At 41.7% G+C, this 16702-nt stretch carries 19 protein-coding genes; 3 read left to right on the forward strand and 16 right to left on the reverse strand.

Annotation, left to right across the window (positions count from 1 at the left end):
• Positions 1-29 precede the first annotated feature (29 nt).
• The 5 genes from ssb to ACOT8F_RS14035 all read right to left on the reverse strand — a co-directional run bounded on the left by ssb (position 30) and on the right by ACOT8F_RS14035 (position 3427).
• Positions 30-527: a single-stranded DNA-binding protein gene (ssb, locus tag ACOT8F_RS14015; RefSeq protein WP_421652550.1), complete on the reverse strand. Its 498-nt coding sequence runs from the start codon at positions 525-527 to the stop codon at positions 30-32.
• A gap of 35 nt (positions 528-562) precedes the next feature.
• On the reverse strand, positions 563-850 hold the full coding sequence (gene rpsF, locus ACOT8F_RS14020) for a 30S ribosomal protein S6 (RefSeq protein WP_421652551.1): 288 nt from the start codon (positions 848-850) through the stop codon (positions 563-565).
• Between the two features lie 203 nt (positions 851-1053).
• Positions 1054-2154, reverse strand: coding sequence for a redox-regulated ATPase YchF (gene ychF, locus ACOT8F_RS14025; RefSeq protein ID WP_421652552.1), 1101 nt, complete (start codon positions 2152-2154; stop codon positions 1054-1056).
• Positions 2155-2346: 192 nt separating this feature from the next.
• On the reverse strand, positions 2347-2553 hold the full coding sequence (locus tag ACOT8F_RS14030; RefSeq protein WP_421652553.1) for a DUF951 domain-containing protein: 207 nt from the start codon (positions 2551-2553) through the stop codon (positions 2347-2349).
• Entirely contained in the window at positions 2543-3427 is an 885-nt protein-coding gene (locus ACOT8F_RS14035; protein WP_421652554.1) for a mechanosensitive ion channel family protein, read from the reverse strand. Before ACOT8F_RS14035 ends, ACOT8F_RS14030 begins: the two co-directional genes overlap by 11 nt.
• A 240-nt stretch (positions 3428-3667) precedes the next feature.
• Here ACOT8F_RS14035 and yyaC point away from each other — a divergent pair, with 240 nt between their 5' ends.
• The gene (yyaC, locus tag ACOT8F_RS14040; protein WP_421652555.1) at positions 3668-4306 is read left to right on the forward strand and encodes a spore protease YyaC; all 639 of its coding nucleotides are present in this window, start codon (positions 3668-3670) and stop codon (positions 4304-4306) included.
• Here yyaC and ACOT8F_RS14045 read toward each other — a convergent pair.
• The 3 genes from ACOT8F_RS14045 to ACOT8F_RS14055 all read right to left on the reverse strand — a co-directional run bounded on the left by ACOT8F_RS14045 (position 4281) and on the right by ACOT8F_RS14055 (position 6928).
• Complete coding sequence (locus ACOT8F_RS14045) at positions 4281-4991, reverse strand: DUF554 domain-containing protein (protein ID WP_421652556.1); 711 nt, start codon at positions 4989-4991, stop codon at positions 4281-4283. The genes yyaC and ACOT8F_RS14045 overlap by 26 nt on opposite strands.
• Before the next feature lie 328 nt (positions 4992-5319).
• Positions 5320-6174, reverse strand: a complete 855-nt coding sequence (locus ACOT8F_RS14050; RefSeq protein WP_421652557.1) for a ParB/RepB/Spo0J family partition protein — start codon at positions 6172-6174, stop codon at positions 5320-5322.
• Positions 6167-6928 carry a ParA family protein gene (locus ACOT8F_RS14055; RefSeq protein WP_421652558.1) on the reverse strand — a complete coding sequence of 254 codons (762 nt, stop codon included), beginning with the start codon at positions 6926-6928 and terminating at the stop codon, positions 6167-6169. The genes ACOT8F_RS14050 and ACOT8F_RS14055 overlap by 8 nt, the downstream gene beginning before the upstream one ends.
• A gap of 243 nt (positions 6929-7171) precedes the next feature.
• Between ACOT8F_RS14055 and ACOT8F_RS14060 the strand changes: the two genes are divergently transcribed.
• A complete protein-coding gene (locus tag ACOT8F_RS14060; protein ID WP_421652559.1) occupies positions 7172-7528 on the forward strand; it encodes a hypothetical protein in 357 nt (118 codons plus the stop codon).
• A gap of 335 nt (positions 7529-7863) precedes the next feature.
• Here the strand turns inward: ACOT8F_RS14060 and noc are convergent, their stop codons facing one another.
• The 4 genes from noc to mnmE all read right to left on the reverse strand — a co-directional run bounded on the left by noc (position 7864) and on the right by mnmE (position 12869).
• The gene (noc, locus tag ACOT8F_RS14065; protein ID WP_421652560.1) at positions 7864-8724 is read right to left on the reverse strand and encodes a nucleoid occlusion protein; all 861 of its coding nucleotides are present in this window, start codon (positions 8722-8724) and stop codon (positions 7864-7866) included.
• A 111-nt stretch (positions 8725-8835) separates the two neighbouring features.
• Positions 8836-9552 (reverse strand): 16S rRNA (guanine(527)-N(7))-methyltransferase RsmG, encoded by a 717-nt coding sequence (rsmG, locus tag ACOT8F_RS14070; protein ID WP_421652561.1) that lies wholly within the window; start codon positions 9550-9552, stop codon positions 8836-8838.
• 20 nt (positions 9553-9572) lie between these two features.
• Positions 9573-11462 carry a tRNA uridine-5-carboxymethylaminomethyl(34) synthesis enzyme MnmG gene (gene mnmG / locus ACOT8F_RS14075; RefSeq protein WP_421652562.1) on the reverse strand — a complete coding sequence of 630 codons (1890 nt, stop codon included), beginning with the start codon at positions 11460-11462 and terminating at the stop codon, positions 9573-9575.
• Between the two features lie 21 nt (positions 11463-11483).
• Positions 11484-12869 (reverse strand): tRNA uridine-5-carboxymethylaminomethyl(34) synthesis GTPase MnmE, encoded by a 1386-nt coding sequence (gene mnmE, locus ACOT8F_RS14080; protein ID WP_421652563.1) that lies wholly within the window; start codon positions 12867-12869, stop codon positions 11484-11486.
• A gap of 113 nt (positions 12870-12982) precedes the next feature.
• On the opposite strand from mnmE, the gene ACOT8F_RS14085 reads away from it, so the two are divergent.
• Positions 12983-13234, forward strand: coding sequence for a hypothetical protein (locus ACOT8F_RS14085; RefSeq protein ID WP_421652564.1), 252 nt, complete (start codon positions 12983-12985; stop codon positions 13232-13234).
• A 683-nt stretch (positions 13235-13917) separates the two neighbouring features.
• On the opposite strand, the gene jag is transcribed toward ACOT8F_RS14085, so the two are convergent.
• The 4 genes from jag to rpmH all read right to left on the reverse strand — a co-directional run bounded on the left by jag (position 13918) and on the right by rpmH (position 16186).
• Positions 13918-14541, reverse strand: a complete 624-nt coding sequence (jag, locus tag ACOT8F_RS14090; protein WP_421652565.1) for an RNA-binding cell elongation regulator Jag/EloR — start codon at positions 14539-14541, stop codon at positions 13918-13920.
• Positions 14538-15308 (reverse strand): YidC family membrane integrase SpoIIIJ, encoded by a 771-nt coding sequence (gene spoIIIJ, locus ACOT8F_RS14095; RefSeq protein WP_421652585.1) that lies wholly within the window; start codon positions 15306-15308, stop codon positions 14538-14540. The genes jag and spoIIIJ overlap by 4 nt, the downstream gene beginning before the upstream one ends.
• A 182-nt stretch (positions 15309-15490) precedes the next feature.
• Positions 15491-15865: a ribonuclease P protein component gene (gene rnpA / locus ACOT8F_RS14100; RefSeq protein ID WP_421652566.1), complete on the reverse strand. Its 375-nt coding sequence runs from the start codon at positions 15863-15865 to the stop codon at positions 15491-15493.
• Between the two features lie 186 nt (positions 15866-16051).
• The gene (rpmH, locus tag ACOT8F_RS14105; RefSeq protein WP_066059809.1) at positions 16052-16186 is read right to left on the reverse strand and encodes a 50S ribosomal protein L34; all 135 of its coding nucleotides are present in this window, start codon (positions 16184-16186) and stop codon (positions 16052-16054) included.
• Positions 16187-16702: the final 516 nt, after the last annotated feature.

Below are 16702 nucleotides of genomic sequence, written 5' to 3' on the forward strand. Positions count from 1 at the left end.
CCCTTTCATGTAAATTTTTTATTCGGTAATCAGAATGGCAAATCATCATCTGAGATATCAATCGGTTGTCCATCATTTGCAAACGGGTCATCATTAAAACTGGTTCGTCCCTGATTTCCGCGCTGCTGTTCTGAACCGTACGGGTTTTGACCTTGACCGCCGGATCCGCTGCCATATTGATTGCTGTTATTGTTTCCACCGCTGCTGCCTTTCGGCTCAAGGAATTGCACGCTGTCTGCAACGACTTCCGTCACATAAACGCGTTTTCCTGTTTGATCTTCGTAGCTCCTAGATTGCAAGCGGCCTTCAACACCTGTAAGGCTGCCCTTCTTTAAGAAGTTGGCAACATTTTCGGCCTGACGGCGCCATACGACGATATTCAAGAAATCCGCTTCTCTTTCTCCTGACTGATTCGTAAAGGTACGATTCACAGCAAGAGTAAAAGTAGCAACTGCAGCACCGCTTGGAGTATAACGAAGCTCAGGATCTTTTGTAAGTCTTCCGACAAGAACGACACGATTGATCATGAAGACCATCCTTTATTTGAAATTTATAGTTACGATTATTCTTCTTCTTTAATTACGATATGACGGATAATATCTTCATTGATTTTCGCAAGACGATCAAATTCTTGAACGGCAGCTGAATCTGAAGAAATTTTAAGTAGCATGTAGTAACCATCGCGGAAATCGTTGATTTCATAAGCTAGGCGGCGTTTGCCCCACTCTTTCGCTTCAGTTAGGTTCGCACCATTATCAGTTAGGATTGTGTTGAAACGCTCAACTAGAGCTTTCTTCGCATCCTCTTCAATGTTAGGGCGAACAATGTACATGATTTCATAATTCTTCACACTTTACACCTCCTTTTGGACTAGACGGCCCTGTAAAAGGGCAAGGAGCAATATTTCATTACTCACAAGTTGAAATTATACCAAATTAATTGAAATTCTGCAAGTTTATATATTAGAAAAGCGGAAGGTGACATTTTTCGGTGCAATGAATATATAAATTAATTTTGAAAAAAACACACAGGCATGAACCTGTGTGCCCGTAATTATACGTTGAAACGGAAGTGGATGATGTCTCCGTCTTTCACTTCATATTCTTTTCCTTCAAGTCTTACTTTACCGGCTTCGCGTGCTCCGCCCATAGACCCTGCATTCATCAGGTCATTGTAAGAAACGGTTTCCGCACGGATAAACCCACGTTCAAAGTCCGTATGGATAATGGCTGCACATTGAGGAGCCTTCATCCCGTTTTTAAACGTCCATGCACGAACTTCCTGCTCACCTGCAGTGAAGTAAGTAGCAAGTCCTAGAAGGCTATAGGATGCTCTAATCAGCTGATCAAGTCCTGATTCTTCGATGCCTAGCTCTTCAAGGAACATCGCTTTTTCTTCGCCATCAAGTTCAGCAATCTCAGATTCGATTTTTGCACAGATCACAATAACCTCTGCTTGCTCATTAGCAGCAAATTCCCGCACTTTTTGAACATATGGGTTGCCATCTGGATCGGCTGCTTCATCTTCAGAAACATTCGCCACATAAAGGACTGGCTTGCTTGTTAAAAGATGAAGCTGTTTCACAATTTTCATCTGCTCGTCCGTAAAGGAAACGGACCGGGCAGGTCTTTCATTTTCAAAAGCATCTTTCAGTTCAGCAAGAATCTCATGCTCAACAATAGCATCCTTGTCTTTTTGTTTAGCCAATTTTTCCACTCGGGTGATCCGTTTGTCGATTGACTCAAGATCTGCAAGAATCAGTTCAAGATTGATGGTTTCAATATCTGCAATCGGATCCACTATACCCGCTACATGGGTAATATTGTCATCTGCAAAACAGCGTACAACATGGCAGATTGCGTCAACCTGGCGGATATGAGAGAGAAACTTGTTTCCAAGTCCTTCTCCTTTGCTTGCGCCCTTCACGATTCCTGCAATATCAGTGAATTCAAAAGCAGTAGGGACCGTTTTTTTGGGCTTTACAAGATCGGTAAGAGCTTGAAGACGGTAGTCAGGTACTTCAACAATACCGACATTCGGGTCAATGGTACAGAAAGGGTAGTTTGCAGATTCTGCACCTGCTTGAGTAATAGCGTTAAAAAGAGTTGATTTACCAACGTTTGGGAGGCCTACGATTCCAGCAGTTAATGCCATTTGTTATTCCACTCCTCTATAGCAAAGCAATCAGATGGATTGCCGGCAATTTCTAATTCAATCTTCACCAATTATAGATAGGAACCTTTGAAAAGACAAGAACTATTCCCTGTTCCTTACTTTTCAATAGGCTTTGTTAAACTTGACTGTGTTGAAATAAGAAAAAGCATGAAGACAGGCAGTTTCCATGCTTTATTCTTCTGATTTTTCGTTTTTCACAAGAACTTTTTTCATCTTTTTGGTAAAATCTTTTCGGGGAATCAGAACGCTGTGTGCGCATCCCTCGCATTTAATCCGGATATCCATTCCAAGGCGAATAATTCTCCAGCGGTTAGCTCCGCATGGATGGGCTTTTTTCATTTCAACAACATCATTCAAACCAAATTCCTTATCCGCCACTTGTTTCACCCTCCCCAGGCGCAGTTTTTTGTTTATCCTTATCGTACATAATAATACGAGGGAAAGGAATTTCAATTCCATTCTCATCAAATAGCAGCTTAATCTCTTTTCGGATCATCCTGGCAACATACCAGTGTCTCATTGGCGCTGTTTCACAGACAATCCGGAGAACGATTTCAGAGGCTCCAAAATTCTGGACGCCAAGCAGCTCAGGTATACCGGCCATATCTTCATATTTTGCAGGAAGTGTCCGTAAAAATTCGAAAATCATTTTCTCAACTTGGTTAATGTCTGACTCGTAAGAAATATTCAGATCGACAACAGCTGTACTGTTATGCAGCGAGAAATTCGTTACCTCTGTAATGCTTCCATTCGGCAAAATATTCAATTCGCCTGTCCAGCTTTTGATTTTTGTTGTTCTCAGGCCGATTTCCTCGACTGTTCCTTCGAAGCTGTTTACTTTTATGTAATCTCCGACCGAAAACTGATCTTCAAAAATAATAAAGAATCCCGTTATAATATCCCGCACAAGGTTTTGTGCGCCAAACCCTACAGCAAGTCCTACAATACCTGCTCCTGCTATAAGTGAAGTGACGTTAATAGTAAGGATTTCGAGGATCATCATTAAAGCAATAAAATAAACGACATACGTTAATATGTTTTCCAAAAGCTTCGTGAGCGTCAGTTCTCTTCTTTCCGATACACGCAAGGGTGCCTTCGTCCTAAAAACAAAGATTTTTCTGATCGCCAGTTTTCCAAGCCTGATAAAAATAGTGGAAATAATAAGGATCAGAATAATTTTTAAGATTCCTTCACCAAGACCAATCCAGAAGGTTTCCTGCGTTATTCGATCGAGGAAATTTGCTTTTTTCACGGGTCCATCACCCTCCTTATCTGCCCTTATGCAAAAGGCTATTTAGCAAGTTTGATGAAATAGAAGTGAATTTGAGCTGCCTGCTAAAGGCAGTCTATCCGTACATTTCTACTTTTTATATTATCAATTTTATGCACTGATTAATAGCAATCTGTGAAAGCATAAAACTTCTCTCCCCTAAGTATAGAACCAAATAAAAATCCGTATACTGTTACTACTAAGCAGAGGGAGTTGGAAACTATGAATCTGAAAACCGGCCTTTTTTCGCCTTTTAAAGAACCCGAAAGAATTTCTTACGAAGATGTTAACGCGCTTGACCTTTTATCAGCCGGTATTCACCAGCTTCTTCCGAAAATCCTTCATAGGCCAATCGTTGTGCTTTGCATCGGCACAGACCGCTCAACAGGAGACAGCTTGGGTCCGCTTGTTGGTTCAAGGCTTGAGGAAATGATGCCTTCTTCATTCCACGTTTACGGTACTCTGAAAGATCCCGTCCATGCGGTAAATCTAGAAGAAAGCATTTCCCGCATTCATCAAACACACCATCATCCGTTTATTATAGCAGTCGATGCCTGTCTCGGCAGACTCAAAAACGTGGGCACCTTCCAAATCGCTCCAGGACCTATCAAGCCAGGAGCAGGGGTGAATAAGGAGCTTCCTCCAGTCGGAGATATGCATATCACAGGAATAGTGAATGTAAGCGGCTTTATGGAGTTTTTCGTTTTGCAGAACACCCGTCTTCATCTAGTTTTTTCAATGGCAAATCTGATTGCTGCGAGTATTTTGGAAGCTGAAAAGCAATACAGCAAGACTAATTTGCCGGCTCCGAAAAAAAGCTGGCTGAACAGAAGCATCAGGCCCAGTGAATCAAATATTTAAAAGCAATCAGTAAAATGATCACAAAAAGGCTTGGCAGCATATTAGCTACCCGGATTGCCTTTATATTCATTATATTGATCCCTATAGCAAGAATAAGCACACCGCCCGTTGCCGTAATTTCGGAGATCAGCAATTTCAGCAGCTCATCATTTATGTATTGATGGATGACATTTGCAAGCAGGGCAATGCAGCCTTCGTAAAGAAAAACCGGAACCGCAGAAATCATGACTCCAACTCCAAGAGTGCTTGCAAGAATGATGCTTGTAAATCCATCTATCATTGATTTAGTCAGAAGAACAGCATGATCACCTCTAAGCCCGCTGTCTAATGCACCGATGATTGACATAGCGCCTATAACAAAGATCAGTGTAGCTGTAACAAAGCCTTCCGCTACATTTCCCGTTTTAAAATGTTTTAGTTTATTTTCCAAGAAATGTCCTACAGCAAGCAGTTTTCCCTCAAGATTCATCCATTCTCCGAGAATCGAACCAAGGACGAGACTGACAATCACATAAAAGATATCTGTCGTTTTTAGCGCCATCGTTATTCCAAGGACCATAACGGCCAGTCCAATCCCGTTCATAACCGTCTCTTTCATCCGCTCCGGAATTCTCCTGAGCAAAAGACCAATCAGCGTGCCCGCAATAATCGCGGCACCATTCACAATACTCCCTAGTAAAACCATCGTTTTCCTCTTTTCTTAAACTTTGTTGTTCTTTCATTCATTTAATTAAATAGCAAAATACAGCTGTGAATTTCAAGAAAAGATGCCACGAAGCTAATCCTCATACGTATTCTAAAACATACGACTAGCAACAGTCTTTTGCGAATGGCTCTTTTCTTAAACTTTGTTGCTCATGACCCTATATATAGTCCTCGAAACCATTGGATTGCAAAAACTTCAAGAAAAGATGCCCCGATGCTAGTCTAAATGCGTGATAAAAGCATGTACGAAAAACAACAATCTCTCGAAAACAGCCTAAAGAAAAAAACCACCTTCAAAAGCAAGATGGTTAGGAAAGCTGTTTAACATCCAGTAATTTCAGGATTCGGTCCAGATCATTTTTGTTGTAAAACTCAATTTCAATGGTTCCTTTATCCTTTTTCTGATTAATGTTGACGGCTGTCCCGAAATATTCCTGAAAATAATTCTCCCGTTCTTTGAAGAAAATGTCTTTTTCAGGTTTTTCCTTTTTCGTTTCCTTTACAGAGCCTTCATTAAGAAGCTGCACAAGCTGCTCCACCTGACGGACATTGAGCGATTCCTTCAGGATTTTTTGGACAAGTGCATCCAGTCTATCCTTCTTTTTCAGTCCGAGAAGCGTTCGGCCATGTCCCATTGTAAGCTTCCCATCTGTAATCAGATTCTGAATAGAAGAAGGGAGGGCCAAAAGCCTGACGTGATTGGCAATGTGAGGCCTGCTTTTTCCAAGCCGCTTTGCCAGTTCTTCTTGTGTAAGCTCAAGCTGCTCCATTAGAGAATGATAAGCTCTTGCTTCTTCAATGGAAGTCAGATCCTCCCGCTGAAGATTCTCAAGCAGAGCAATTTCCATCATCTGCTGCTCAGTAAGATCGCGCACAACAGCAGGTACGGTTGTTAATTTCGCCGCTTTGGCAGCTCTGTACCTTCTTTCGCCTGCTACGATGTCATACCCTTTAATCGATTTCCTGACAATAAGAGGCTGTAGGATGCCGTGCTGAAGAATGGATTCCTTCAATTCCTCAATTGCTTCCTCTTGAAAGAATTTGCGGGGCTGATAAGGATTCGGCCGCAGTTCTTTCAGCTTTAATTCCTGAATCGCTTCACCTTTGCCGGCTTCCATTTCCGGAAATAGGGCACCAATCCCTTTTCCAAGACCTTTAGCCATTGACAACCACTTCCTTCGCAAAATCTAGATATACTTCTGCGCCCCTTGAGCGGGCATCATACAGGATAATAGGCTGGCCATGACTTGGTGCTTCGCTAAGGCGGACATTTCTTGGAATAATCGTTTTATAAACTTTTTCCCTGAAATATTTTTTCACTTCTTCAATTACCTGGATGCCAAGATTGGTTCTCGCATCAAGCATTGTCAGAAGAACGCCTTCAATCATCAACTCCGTGTTTAAATGCTTTTGAACAAGACGGACTGTGTTTAACAGCTGGCTCAGTCCTTCAAGAGCGTAATATTCACATTGGACTGGAATAATGACAGAATCTGATGCAGTGAGTGCATTTATTGTCAGGAGCCCCAGAGATGGAGGGCAGTCAATAATAATATAATCATAGTTTTGTTTTACTTTTTCAATAGCGCGCTTCAGGCGGACCTCTCTTGAAATGGTCGGAACCAATTCAATTTCAGCTCCTGCAAGCTGGATTGTTGCGGGTATTACATCGAGATTCTCAACGACAGAAGCTTTAATCACTTCTGCTGCACTAATGTCGTCTACTAAAATATCATAGACACAATGATTAACTTCTGCCTTATCAACACCAATCCCGCTTGTTGCGTTCCCTTGCGGATCAATATCTACGAGGAGGACCTTTTTTCCTATGTACGCAAGACACGCTCCAAGATTTACTGAGGTAGTGGTTTTCCCCACGCCTCCTTTTTGGTTGGCTACAGCAATAATTCTTCCCACGTTGCCACCTACTTTCGACATTCACAAAAATCTAATCTGTCATCTATCTATTTTAACAAAAAAATTCTCACAATTTGTTTTTTTTACTACAAAAAAGCATAAGAGAATTTTCAGCGGAAAGATGATGCTTTAGAACGTTTCATTCTTGCTTTACAAATGTAAAATAAAGGGAATTACCTTCTTGGATATGAATATATTAAACTGGCCGTTTATTTTGTAAAAAGGAGAGGAGGCGGAGCAGTTTTGAAGTATAAAAAGGGCGCAATTCTTTTCATTATGGCAGCTTTTTTCCTTTCGGTTACAACTGGCTGTTTAAACAGCAGCGCTTCTAAATGGTCCTATGAATTTGTTGTGTGGAATGGACATATTTATAAAGAAAGCGATAAATATGTTGATGAAATCACAAAGGAAATTGGAGAAGTAACAAAGTACTCAGATGGGGAAGGTACCTACTCAGGAAACTTCTCCAACAAGTATGAAAAAGGGACGAAATACTTTGCCATTAAAGGCGTGAGTACTGATGAAGCAATAGCAGTTAAAGAACAGGATGGGAAATATAGAAAGCTCATTAATGACGGTAAATATGCAGGAGGGAAATAGTATGGATTCGATGCTATTCTTTAGGATGCTGAGAGGGATTCATACATCTCGTTTTGGGCTTTAGAATTATGGCATTGCTCTTAAATCTTTGTGAGCGCTCTTAAATCTCTGTCAGCGCTCTTAAATCTTTGTAGCCGCTCTTAAAATCTCTGTCAGCGCTTTTAACCCCTCAATATCTTATAATATTCCATAAAATTCAGTCCATGATAGAAAAAAACTCGTTTCTAATCATAGGAACCCCTTATTTTATGCAAAATTCAGCCATAAAACCCAAATCCCAGGCAGAATTCAGCTTATTCCATAAAAGAAAACTCTCCGTCCATAAGGAGGGAGAGTTATTTAGGAATTCGGATAGTAAACTGAATAAATTCTTCAAATTCTTCTTCTTCAGCATTTATTTTCACACCGGTATCTGCCACCATCGACAGGGATTGGCGGATCGTGTTCATGGCAATCCTTGTATCTCTGCTAAATGCTTTTCTTCTCGGCTTCGGCTTCGGCTCATCCTTCTCGAGCATTTTAACCACACGGTCTTCTGTTTGTTTAACATTCAGCTGCTTTTCGACTATTTCTTCCAGCAGCTTGATTTGGAGCTCCGGAAGTTTTAGAGGAATAAGTGCTCTCGCATGGCGTTCTGTAATGCTTTTTTGAAGGAGGGCATTTTGTACTTCTTCTGGAAGCTTCAGCAGACGAAGCTTGTTGGCAACCGTTGACTGGCCTTTTCCAAGACGCTGAGCAAGAGCTTCCTGGGTCAGCTGATGAAGCTCGAGGAGCTTGGCATAAGCAATAGCTTCCTCAATCGCAGAAAGTTCCTCGCGCTGAAGATTCTCAATCAGGGCTACAGAAGCTGTTTCTGTATCGCTGAAGTCCTTGATAATCGCTGAGATAGTTTCCCATCCTAGCTTTTGGACAGCTCTCCAGCGGCGTTCACCAGCGATTAGTTCATATTGTCCATCCACTAATCTGACAACAATTGGCTGAATGATGCCATGGGTTCTGATTGTTGCAGCCAGCTCTTCTATTTTTTCATCCGCAAAAATAGTACGCGGCTGAAAACGGTTTGGGATAATCTCATGAACAGGTATTTGCTTGATTTCGTCTCTTTCCACTTCAGTTTCAGTTTCAGTTTCTTCCTGATTTAGTTCTGTTTCTTCCTTTTCTCCAACTCCGAAGAAACGAGAAAACGGATGCTTCATGTCCCTACACCACCTTTAGAAACTACCAATTTATAATTCTATCTGCCTTATCCTATTTCCTGCCGGAATACACCAAATCGCCAATTTTTGTTAGTTCAAAGGTCGTATGTATTATTCAATCGGCGTTTTATTCGGTGTTCCGGGTTTGCGCGGATACTTAGCAGGTGTTGGCTTCAATTTATTGATGATAATGATGCTTCGGTCACTATTTTCAATTGGCAGTTCGAAGGTATGGGTGTTTTCCACTTTTCCTCCCAGCAGCTTGATCGCTTTTTCAGCAGCATTCATTTCATCTTTTGCAGATGCTGCTTTCATGGCGATGAATGAACCGCCTGTTTTTACAAGAGGCATGCAGAGTTCGCTTAAGACGGACATTCTTGCTACTGCTCTTGCAGTGACGACATCAAATTTTTCCCGAAATGCTTTGTTCTGGCCAAATGTTTCTGCTCTGTCATGGCAGAACGTAACGTTTGATAGCCCTAACTCTTTTGCCAAATGCTCCAAGAAGGTGATTCGTTTGTTCAATGAATCAACAATGGTCACAGAAAGCTCCGGAAAACAGATTTTAATCGGAAGGCTTGGAAAGCCCGCTCCTGCACCAACATCACAAAGAGATATCGGCTTAGTGAAATCAAAGTAAAAAGCAGCTGTTATAGAGTCATAAAAATGCTTTAAATAGACTTCCCTCTTTTCCGTTATGGAAGTTAAATTCATTTTTTCATTCCATTCAACCAGCAGTTCATAGTACTTATCAAATTGGGAAAGCTGAGCTGGAGAAAGGGATATTCCTTTCTCCTCCAGCTTTTCTTGAAAGTTTGACAGCTCCATATCCAAAACCTTTCTGACTGTTATTCGTTTGCTACCCGTGCGATTCTGCCTTGTTCCAGATAAACAAGCAATATAGAAACATCCGCAGGGTTTACACCTGAAATACGCGAAGCCTGTGCAACTGAAAGCGGACGGACTTGTTTCAGTTTCTGTCTTGCTTCTGATGCTAAACTACTTATGTCATCATAATCAATATTCTCAGGAATTTTTTTGTTCTCCATTTTTTTTAGTTTATCAACCTGCTGAAGGGATTTTTCAATATAGCCTTCATATTTGATCTGTATTTCAACCTGCTCTGCAACATCGGAGCTGACCGCTTCTTCTGCAGGAGCAAGGAGATTGATATGACTGTAGTTCATTTCAGGGCGCTTTAACAAATCAGATGCTCTTATGCCATCTTTCAGTTCGCTGCCGCCCATGGAAACGATCAGTTCCTGTACTTCTTTTGAAGGCTTGATAAAGATAGAAAGCAGGCGGGCCTTTTCATTTTCAACCGCCTCTTTTTTCTTTAAGAACCTTTCATAGCGCTCTTCTTTAATCATGCCAATTTTATGACCGATTTCTGTCAGGCGAAGATCTGCATTGTCATGTCTCAAAAGAAGACGATATTCAGCTCTTGACGTTAACAAACGATACGGTTCACTTGTTCCTTTTGTGACTAAATCATCGATCAAAACGCCGATATAGGCATCAGAACGAGCCAAGATCAGTTCTTCTCTTCCTAAAGCTTTCAAGCCAGCATTGATACCGGCCATAATGCCTTGTCCGGCTGCTTCTTCATATCCGGATGTTCCATTAATTTGACCTGCCGTATAGAGGCCTGGTACCTTTTTGGTTTCCAAAGTAGGCCAAAGCTGAGTCGGAACGATGGCATCATATTCAATCGCATAGCCAGGACGCATCATCTGAACGTTTTCCAGACCTGGAATGGTGCTTAAAATTTCTTTCTGCACGTCTTCCGGAAGACTTGTGGAAAGACCTTGAACATACACTTCCTCTGTATTTCTGCCTTCCGGCTCAAGGAAGATTTGATGGCGAGGCTTATCATTAAAACGGACAACTTTGTCTTCAATAGATGGACAGTAGCGCGGTCCAGTTCCTTTTATCATTCCTGAATACATTGGGGAACGATGTAGGTTTGCATCAATGATTTTGTGGGTGTGTTCACTCGTATATGTCAGCCAGCATGGCAGCTGATCTGTAATATACTTTGTTGTTTCATATGAGAAAGCCCTTGGCACTTCATCGCCAGGCTGAATTTCAGTTTTGCTGTAGTCAATTGTTTTACTGTCCACACGGGGCGGAGTTCCTGTTTTGAAGCGAACGAGATCAAAACCAAGCTCCTCAAGGTGCTCAGAAAGCTTGATAGAAGGCTGCTGGTTATTCGGCCCGCTTGAATAAGAAAGCTCGCCAAGAATGATTCGGCCGCGAAGAAACGTACCTGTTGTAATAACAACCGTTTCGGAACGGTACTCAGCGCCAGTTTTTGTAATAACACCACGGCATTCTCCATCTTCTACAATCAGTCTTTCTACCATTCCCTGTACAAGAGTCAGGTTGGGTTCCTTTTCCAGCGTCTTTTTCATTTCATTCTGATAAAGGAATTTGTCTGCTTGAGCGCGCAAAGCTCGAACAGCAGGTCCTTTTCCTGTATTCAGCATTCTCATTTGTATATGGGTTTTATCAATGTTTTTACCCATTTCTCCGCCGAGTGCGTCAATTTCGCGGACGACAATTCCTTTTGCAGGACCGCCGACTGACGGATTACACGGCATAAAAGCGACCATATCCAAGTTGATGGTCAAAACGAGTGTTTTAGCGCCCAGCCTTGCAGCTGCAAGACCGGCCTCAACACCTGCATGGCCAGCACCTACCACAATTACATCATAATCTCCTGCGTGGTATGCCACTGTGTTTCCCTCCTATTAATTCTATTTCCCAAGGCAAAACTGCGAAAATAATTGATCAATTAAACTTTCATGCACAGAATCTCCAATAATTTCACCAAGAATTTCCCATGCACGCGTCATATCTATTTGAACCATATCAATCGGAATATCCTGAGCAATCCCGTTTAAAGCATCATCGATCGCTCTTAGAGCCTGCCTGATTAAGGCAATGTGTCTTGTATTGGAAACATACGTTAAATCGCCTGCTTGGACGTTCCCCGCAAAGAAAAGAGACTGAATTGCTTCCTCAAGCTTATCGATCCCTTCTTCTTCCTTTAAGGAAGTGGTGACAACAGGCTGCCCGCCAGCGAGTTTTTCAACCAGACTCATATCAATCTGGTTTGGCAAATCCGTTTTATTAACGATAACAATGACATCCATCCCGCTAACCGCTTCAAATAATTTTTCATCCTCATCTGAAAGGATTTCATTATTATTGAGAACAAGAAGAATGAGGTCCGCCTCTTTGAGAACCTGCCTTGAGCGCTCTACCCCAATTCTTTCAACGATGTCCTCTGTCTCACGGATACCCGCTGTATCAACTAGGCGAAGAGGAACTCCTCTGACACTTACATATTCTTCGATAACATCCCTTGTTGTGCCTGGCACATCTGTAACAATTGCCTTCGCCTCATGAACAAGGCTGTTCAGAAGGGAAGATTTGCCGACATTCGGCCTTCCGATAATAACGGTCGACAGCCCTTCTCTTAATATTTTTCCCTGTTCCGCCGTTTGTAAAAGCTTCTCCAGCTCAATTTTTACTTTTGTCGCTTTTTCTACAAGCAAGTGATGAGTCATTTCCTCGACATCATCGTATTCAGGGTAATCTATATTCACTTCTACATGTGCCAGTGTCTCAAGAATCTCCTGTCTCAGCGTCCTGACAAGTCTTGATAAACGGCCTTCCATTTGTCCGATTGCGACGTTCATGGCTCTATCGGTTTTTGCGCGGATCAAATCCATAACGGCCTCAGCCTGTGATAAATCAATCCGCCCATTTAAGAAAGCCCTTTTCGTAAACTCTCCTGGCTCAGCAAGACGTGCTCCGGCATCAAGTGCCAGCTGCAGAACACGGTTGACTGAAACAATGCCTCCGTGGCAGTTAATTTCCACCACATCTTCCCTAGTAAAGGTCTTAGGCCCTTTCATAACAGAGACCATCACTTCTTCTACTACGAGGCCTGAAGGCTGTTCAAGTATATTTCCATAATGAATCGTATGAGAGGCCACCTCTGACAATTTCTTGCCTGCAGGTCCTTTAAAAAGACGATCTGCGATAGGGATAGCTTGTTCACCGCTCAAACGGACAATCGCAATTGCTCCCTCTCCCATTGGAGTGGATATGGCTGCAATTGTATCAAATTCCATGCTGTTCACCTCGTTTCTGTCCAAATTGCAATCTATAGGAAAAGTTTTTTATATGAGGAGTCATCAAATTTTAAAGATACCATAATTAGCAGTCAAAAGGAAGTTATAAGAAGATGATTGTTATCCACAACAAAGAAGACCAATTCGTCCTTATTTTATCTTATCCACATGTGAATAACAATATAATTAGAAAAGCGGAAGGGCTAGCAGCTGCAGCTGGACAGAGAAAAGCGAAAGCGGCTTGTCAGCCCCGACAAGCGCTGGAGGAAAAATCCGAAAAGTCCGGGTTTGACTTTTGGGGTTTTTTCGAAGCGACTCGAGGGGCTAGCCGCTGCAGCTGGACAGAGAAAAGCGGAGCCGACTAGTCTCCCGGATTTATAGTAAGATCCCCGCCGCAAGACCAGTCTCATCTAAAATGGTTTTTGAAGCCTAAACAAGCTGCTATCCGGAAGTTGAGTTTCACTATACATATGCGGAATCGTGCTTACCATCCAATCCAATTTTCATGATATGTTCAATCACGAATATATCAGCGGACGGCGAAGTATACCAGCGGTTCGCTGCAATATTTCAGCGGCATTCAGAAACTTTTCAGTGGAAGACAGCAACATATCGACGGAAGGCGATATATCAGCGGAATATTCGAAAAAAAGAAGATTGATAAACTTCCGGCTTACAGCTGCACTTTAATCTTTTCAGGATCATTTCAACCCTTTTTTATAAGAACAAGCCAGATTCTATTTCACAACTGGCTGCATGGAGTTTATTCCTATCTTTTAAAGCTTGAAAAAGTAATTTTTACACTAATTTCATTCTCCTTCAATGGCTTACTGACCATAAACGGAGTTCAACATGCCAAACAAGGCTTCCTACTGTCCAAACTCCCTTTCCACGAGCCAAGGTGCCCTTCTTACAAGTGAAACTCTTCTTCTTACGAGCCAAGCAGGCTATCAGGAAAATCCCAATTCTCTTTTTAGAACTTATATCCACGGACCCAGATTTGTTCGTAACCTGTAAAAAAAAATCCGCCAGCATTTCGCGGCGGATTCTATTTTTTTCTGGGAGATATGACGAGATGCCTTTTTGGCTCTTCTCCAACAGAATAGGTTGTAATTTTTTGGTTGTGCACCAGTGCAGTGTGAATGACTTTTCTTTCGTAGCTTGGCATTGGTTCGAGCTTAACGTCATTTGCTGTTTTGACTGCCTGATCTGCCAGGCGGTTGGCAAGCTGAATGAGCGTCTCTTCCCGGCGGGTCCGGTAATTTTCAGCGTCAACGATGACATGCAGGTAATGATCAGAGCTGCGGTTCGCAGCAAGCTGGGCCAAATATTGAAGGGAATTGAGGGTTTGTCCTCTTTTACCGATCAAGACGGCGATGTCGTCGCCTTCAATATTAAACGTAGCTTCCCTACCTTCATGTTTAAACGAGATGTTAGCTTGTACGCCCATTTTCCGAATAACGTCTTCCAGGAACAGAAGAGTATCCTGAATAGGGTCTTTCTTCAGCTTCACTTGAACAATGGCAGGCTTTTGGCCGAAGATGCCGAGGAAGCCTTTTTTGCCTTGGTCAATTACATGAATCTCGACTTCTTTTTCTTTAGCTTTCAGATCTTTTAGTGCGGAATGTACTGCTTCATCGACGGTAAGTCCGGTAGCAGTTATCTCTTTCACTTTTTCTTTCCTCCTGCTTTTTGCAGTTTAGGACCTGTAGTTGGATCTGGGCTAGTTCTCAGCTTAGGTTTATTAATTAGCAATGTTTGTAAGATCATGAAAATGTTACCGACCACCCAATACAGCGACAGAGCTGCAGGGAAGTTAATGGCAAAGATGATAATCATGATCGGCATAAGCCAGACCATCATTGCCATTTGCGGATTTTGATTTGCTGTTCCAGCCATCATCAGTTTTTGCTGAATGAAGGTTGCAACACCCGCTACAATTGGAAGAATGTAGTAGGGATCCTTATGTCCAAGGTCGAACCAAAGGAAGCTGTGTTCCGCAATAGCTCTTGTTCTCATAATTGCATGGTAGAAACCGATCAGGATCGGCATTTGCACTATTAATGGAAAACATCCTGCAAGAGGGTTAACACCATGCTTTTGGAAGAGTTCCATCGTTTCTTTTTGAAGCTTTTGCTGTGTCTGCTGATCTTTAGAGCTGTATTTTTCACGAAGCAGCTTCATTTCAGGCTGCAGATCCTGCATGGCTTTCGAGCTTCTCAGCTGCTTGATCATCAGCGGAAGGATAACAAGCCTTACTAGAATCGTAACAATGATAATTGAAAGCCCATAGTTATTGCCTGTTAATTCGGCCACATAGGTTATGAGCTGTGAAAGCGGGTAAACAATATATTGATTCCAAAACCCAGTGCTTTGAGCATTAATCGGCTGATTGACTTGTGTACATCCTGACATCAGCGCTACCAGACCGACAAGCATGAAAAGCAAAACAATATGCTTCTTCTTCAATCCTTATTTCCTCCTAACACTTAATTCTTCGCCTTAGACGAATTATGTACAGGTCCAAGCAAAGCTTACTTAGCATGGCACCCCTTATTTTCCTTTAATAAATCTTAAAATTTTATCTGTATTTTATCATCTTTTCAGCAAAAATACTTGTCTCATTTCTGATTAGAATGCTGATCAGAAGCTTTCTTTTTCTGATGCACTTTTGTTTTTTTGAAAAGATGAAACAGGCTGCTTTTTACTTCCTGGTAATTCATTTCGGCCGCTGGTTTCCTAGCGATAACAATATAATCCCTGCCTTTTAGCAAGGATTCTTTCTCTTCTTGAAAGATTTGGCGAATTAGGCGTTTAACCCTGTTGCGTGTTACGGCATTCCCAATCTTTTTGCTGACTGATAGGCCCAAACGAAATTCCTTCTCTTCGGGGTTGTCCAGCATGTATATAACAAATTGGCGGTTGGCCATTGATTTTCCTTTTTTGAATACATCTTGAAAATCGTCATTTTTTTTAATTCGGTTTCTCTTCTTCATTTTCTCATCTCCGGTACTCCTGCTCTCCAGTTTAGAAAAAGCAAGCTACTGGTTACCCGCTTTGCCAGGATGTCCATTTTAACTGTGATCCAGCTACAGTATTTCTTATTCCTCTTCCTTATAAACGGTCCATCCTGGATTTCTGCAGGACATGTAAAAAAAAGACCACTGACATTTTTCAGTGGACTATGCGGATAATACTTTTCTTCCTTTACGGCGACGGCGAGCCAATACTTTACGGCCGTTCGCTGAACTCATACGGCTGCGGAAGCCATGAACTTTGCTATGTTTACGTTTATTTGGTTGATAAGTTCTTTTCATTATATGCACCTCCCTGAGGAATAGCTGTTAAAGACAGTCTTTTTGATTATAGAGAACAGGTAAGGGAATTGTCAACTCTATAAAAATATTTCTTTCTTCGGAAAAATTCTTTTCGGGAAATTTCCGGCCCTGTGGATAATTTTTTCGGGCTAAATTTGTTATCCACAGCCCTTATCGACAGGATTTTCACATAATCTTTTCTTGTGGACAAGTTTTTTCGACAGGATGTTCCCTGTGTGGATAAGTCTTTAGAGTGTCTTGCAACCAGCGGTTAATTTTGATATTATATTTGTGTTTTAACTCTGTAAAAAGTTACCCGCCTTTTCTTTTATCCACAAAGTGTGGATAAGTTGTGGAAAAATTAGCAACAGCCTGTGATGTAAGTTTTCCACAAGTGGTGGATATTGTCGAAAAGACACTTTTCTACTATATTATATATTTTTCAACAATCAGCTGCAATTGTATATTTATACAACTACGATTTTTCGCGGTTGTACAAAGCTTGTACAAATGAAG

The organism is Chryseobacillus diguaensis (genome assembly GCF_049220665.1).
Classification (GTDB): domain Bacteria; phylum Bacillota; class Bacilli; order Bacillales; family Bacillaceae; genus Metabacillus_B.

Bases quoted from the DNA above. Each gene is read 5' to 3' on its own strand.
- ACOT8F_RS14045 (WP_421652556.1), bottom strand. From the start codon at position 4,991: ATGGTTTTACTAGGGAGTATTGTGAATGGTGCCGCGATTATTGCGGGC.
- mnmE (WP_421652563.1), bottom strand. From the start codon at position 12,869: ATGGAATTTGATACAATTGCAGCCATATCCACTCCAATGGGAGAGGGA.
- spoIIIJ (WP_421652585.1), bottom strand. From the start codon at position 15,308: ATGCTTGTCGGTCTGGTAGCGCTGATGTCAGGATGTACACAAGTCAAT.
- ssb (WP_421652550.1), bottom strand. From the start codon at position 527: ATGATCAATCGTGTCGTTCTTGTCGGAAGACTTACAAAAGATCCTGAG.
- rpmH (WP_066059809.1), bottom strand. From the start codon at position 16,186: ATGAAAAGAACTTATCAACCAAATAAACGTAAACATAGCAAAGTTCAT.
- ACOT8F_RS14085 (WP_421652564.1), top strand. From the start codon at position 12,983: ATGATTGTTATCCACAACAAAGAAGACCAATTCGTCCTTATTTTATCT.
- ychF (WP_421652552.1), bottom strand. From the start codon at position 2,154: ATGGCATTAACTGCTGGAATCGTAGGCCTCCCAAACGTTGGTAAATCA.
- ACOT8F_RS14050 (WP_421652557.1), bottom strand. From the start codon at position 6,174: ATGGCTAAAGGTCTTGGAAAAGGGATTGGTGCCCTATTTCCGGAAATG.
- yyaC (WP_421652555.1), top strand. From the start codon at position 3,668: ATGAATCTGAAAACCGGCCTTTTTTCGCCTTTTAAAGAACCCGAAAGA.
- noc (WP_421652560.1), bottom strand. From the start codon at position 8,724: ATGAAGCATCCGTTTTCTCGTTTCTTCGGAGTTGGAGAAAAGGAAGAA.
- rnpA (WP_421652566.1), bottom strand. From the start codon at position 15,865: ATGAAGAAGAGAAACCGAATTAAAAAAAATGACGATTTTCAAGATGTA.
- rsmG (WP_421652561.1), bottom strand. From the start codon at position 9,552: ATGGAGCTGTCAAACTTTCAAGAAAAGCTGGAGGAGAAAGGAATATCC.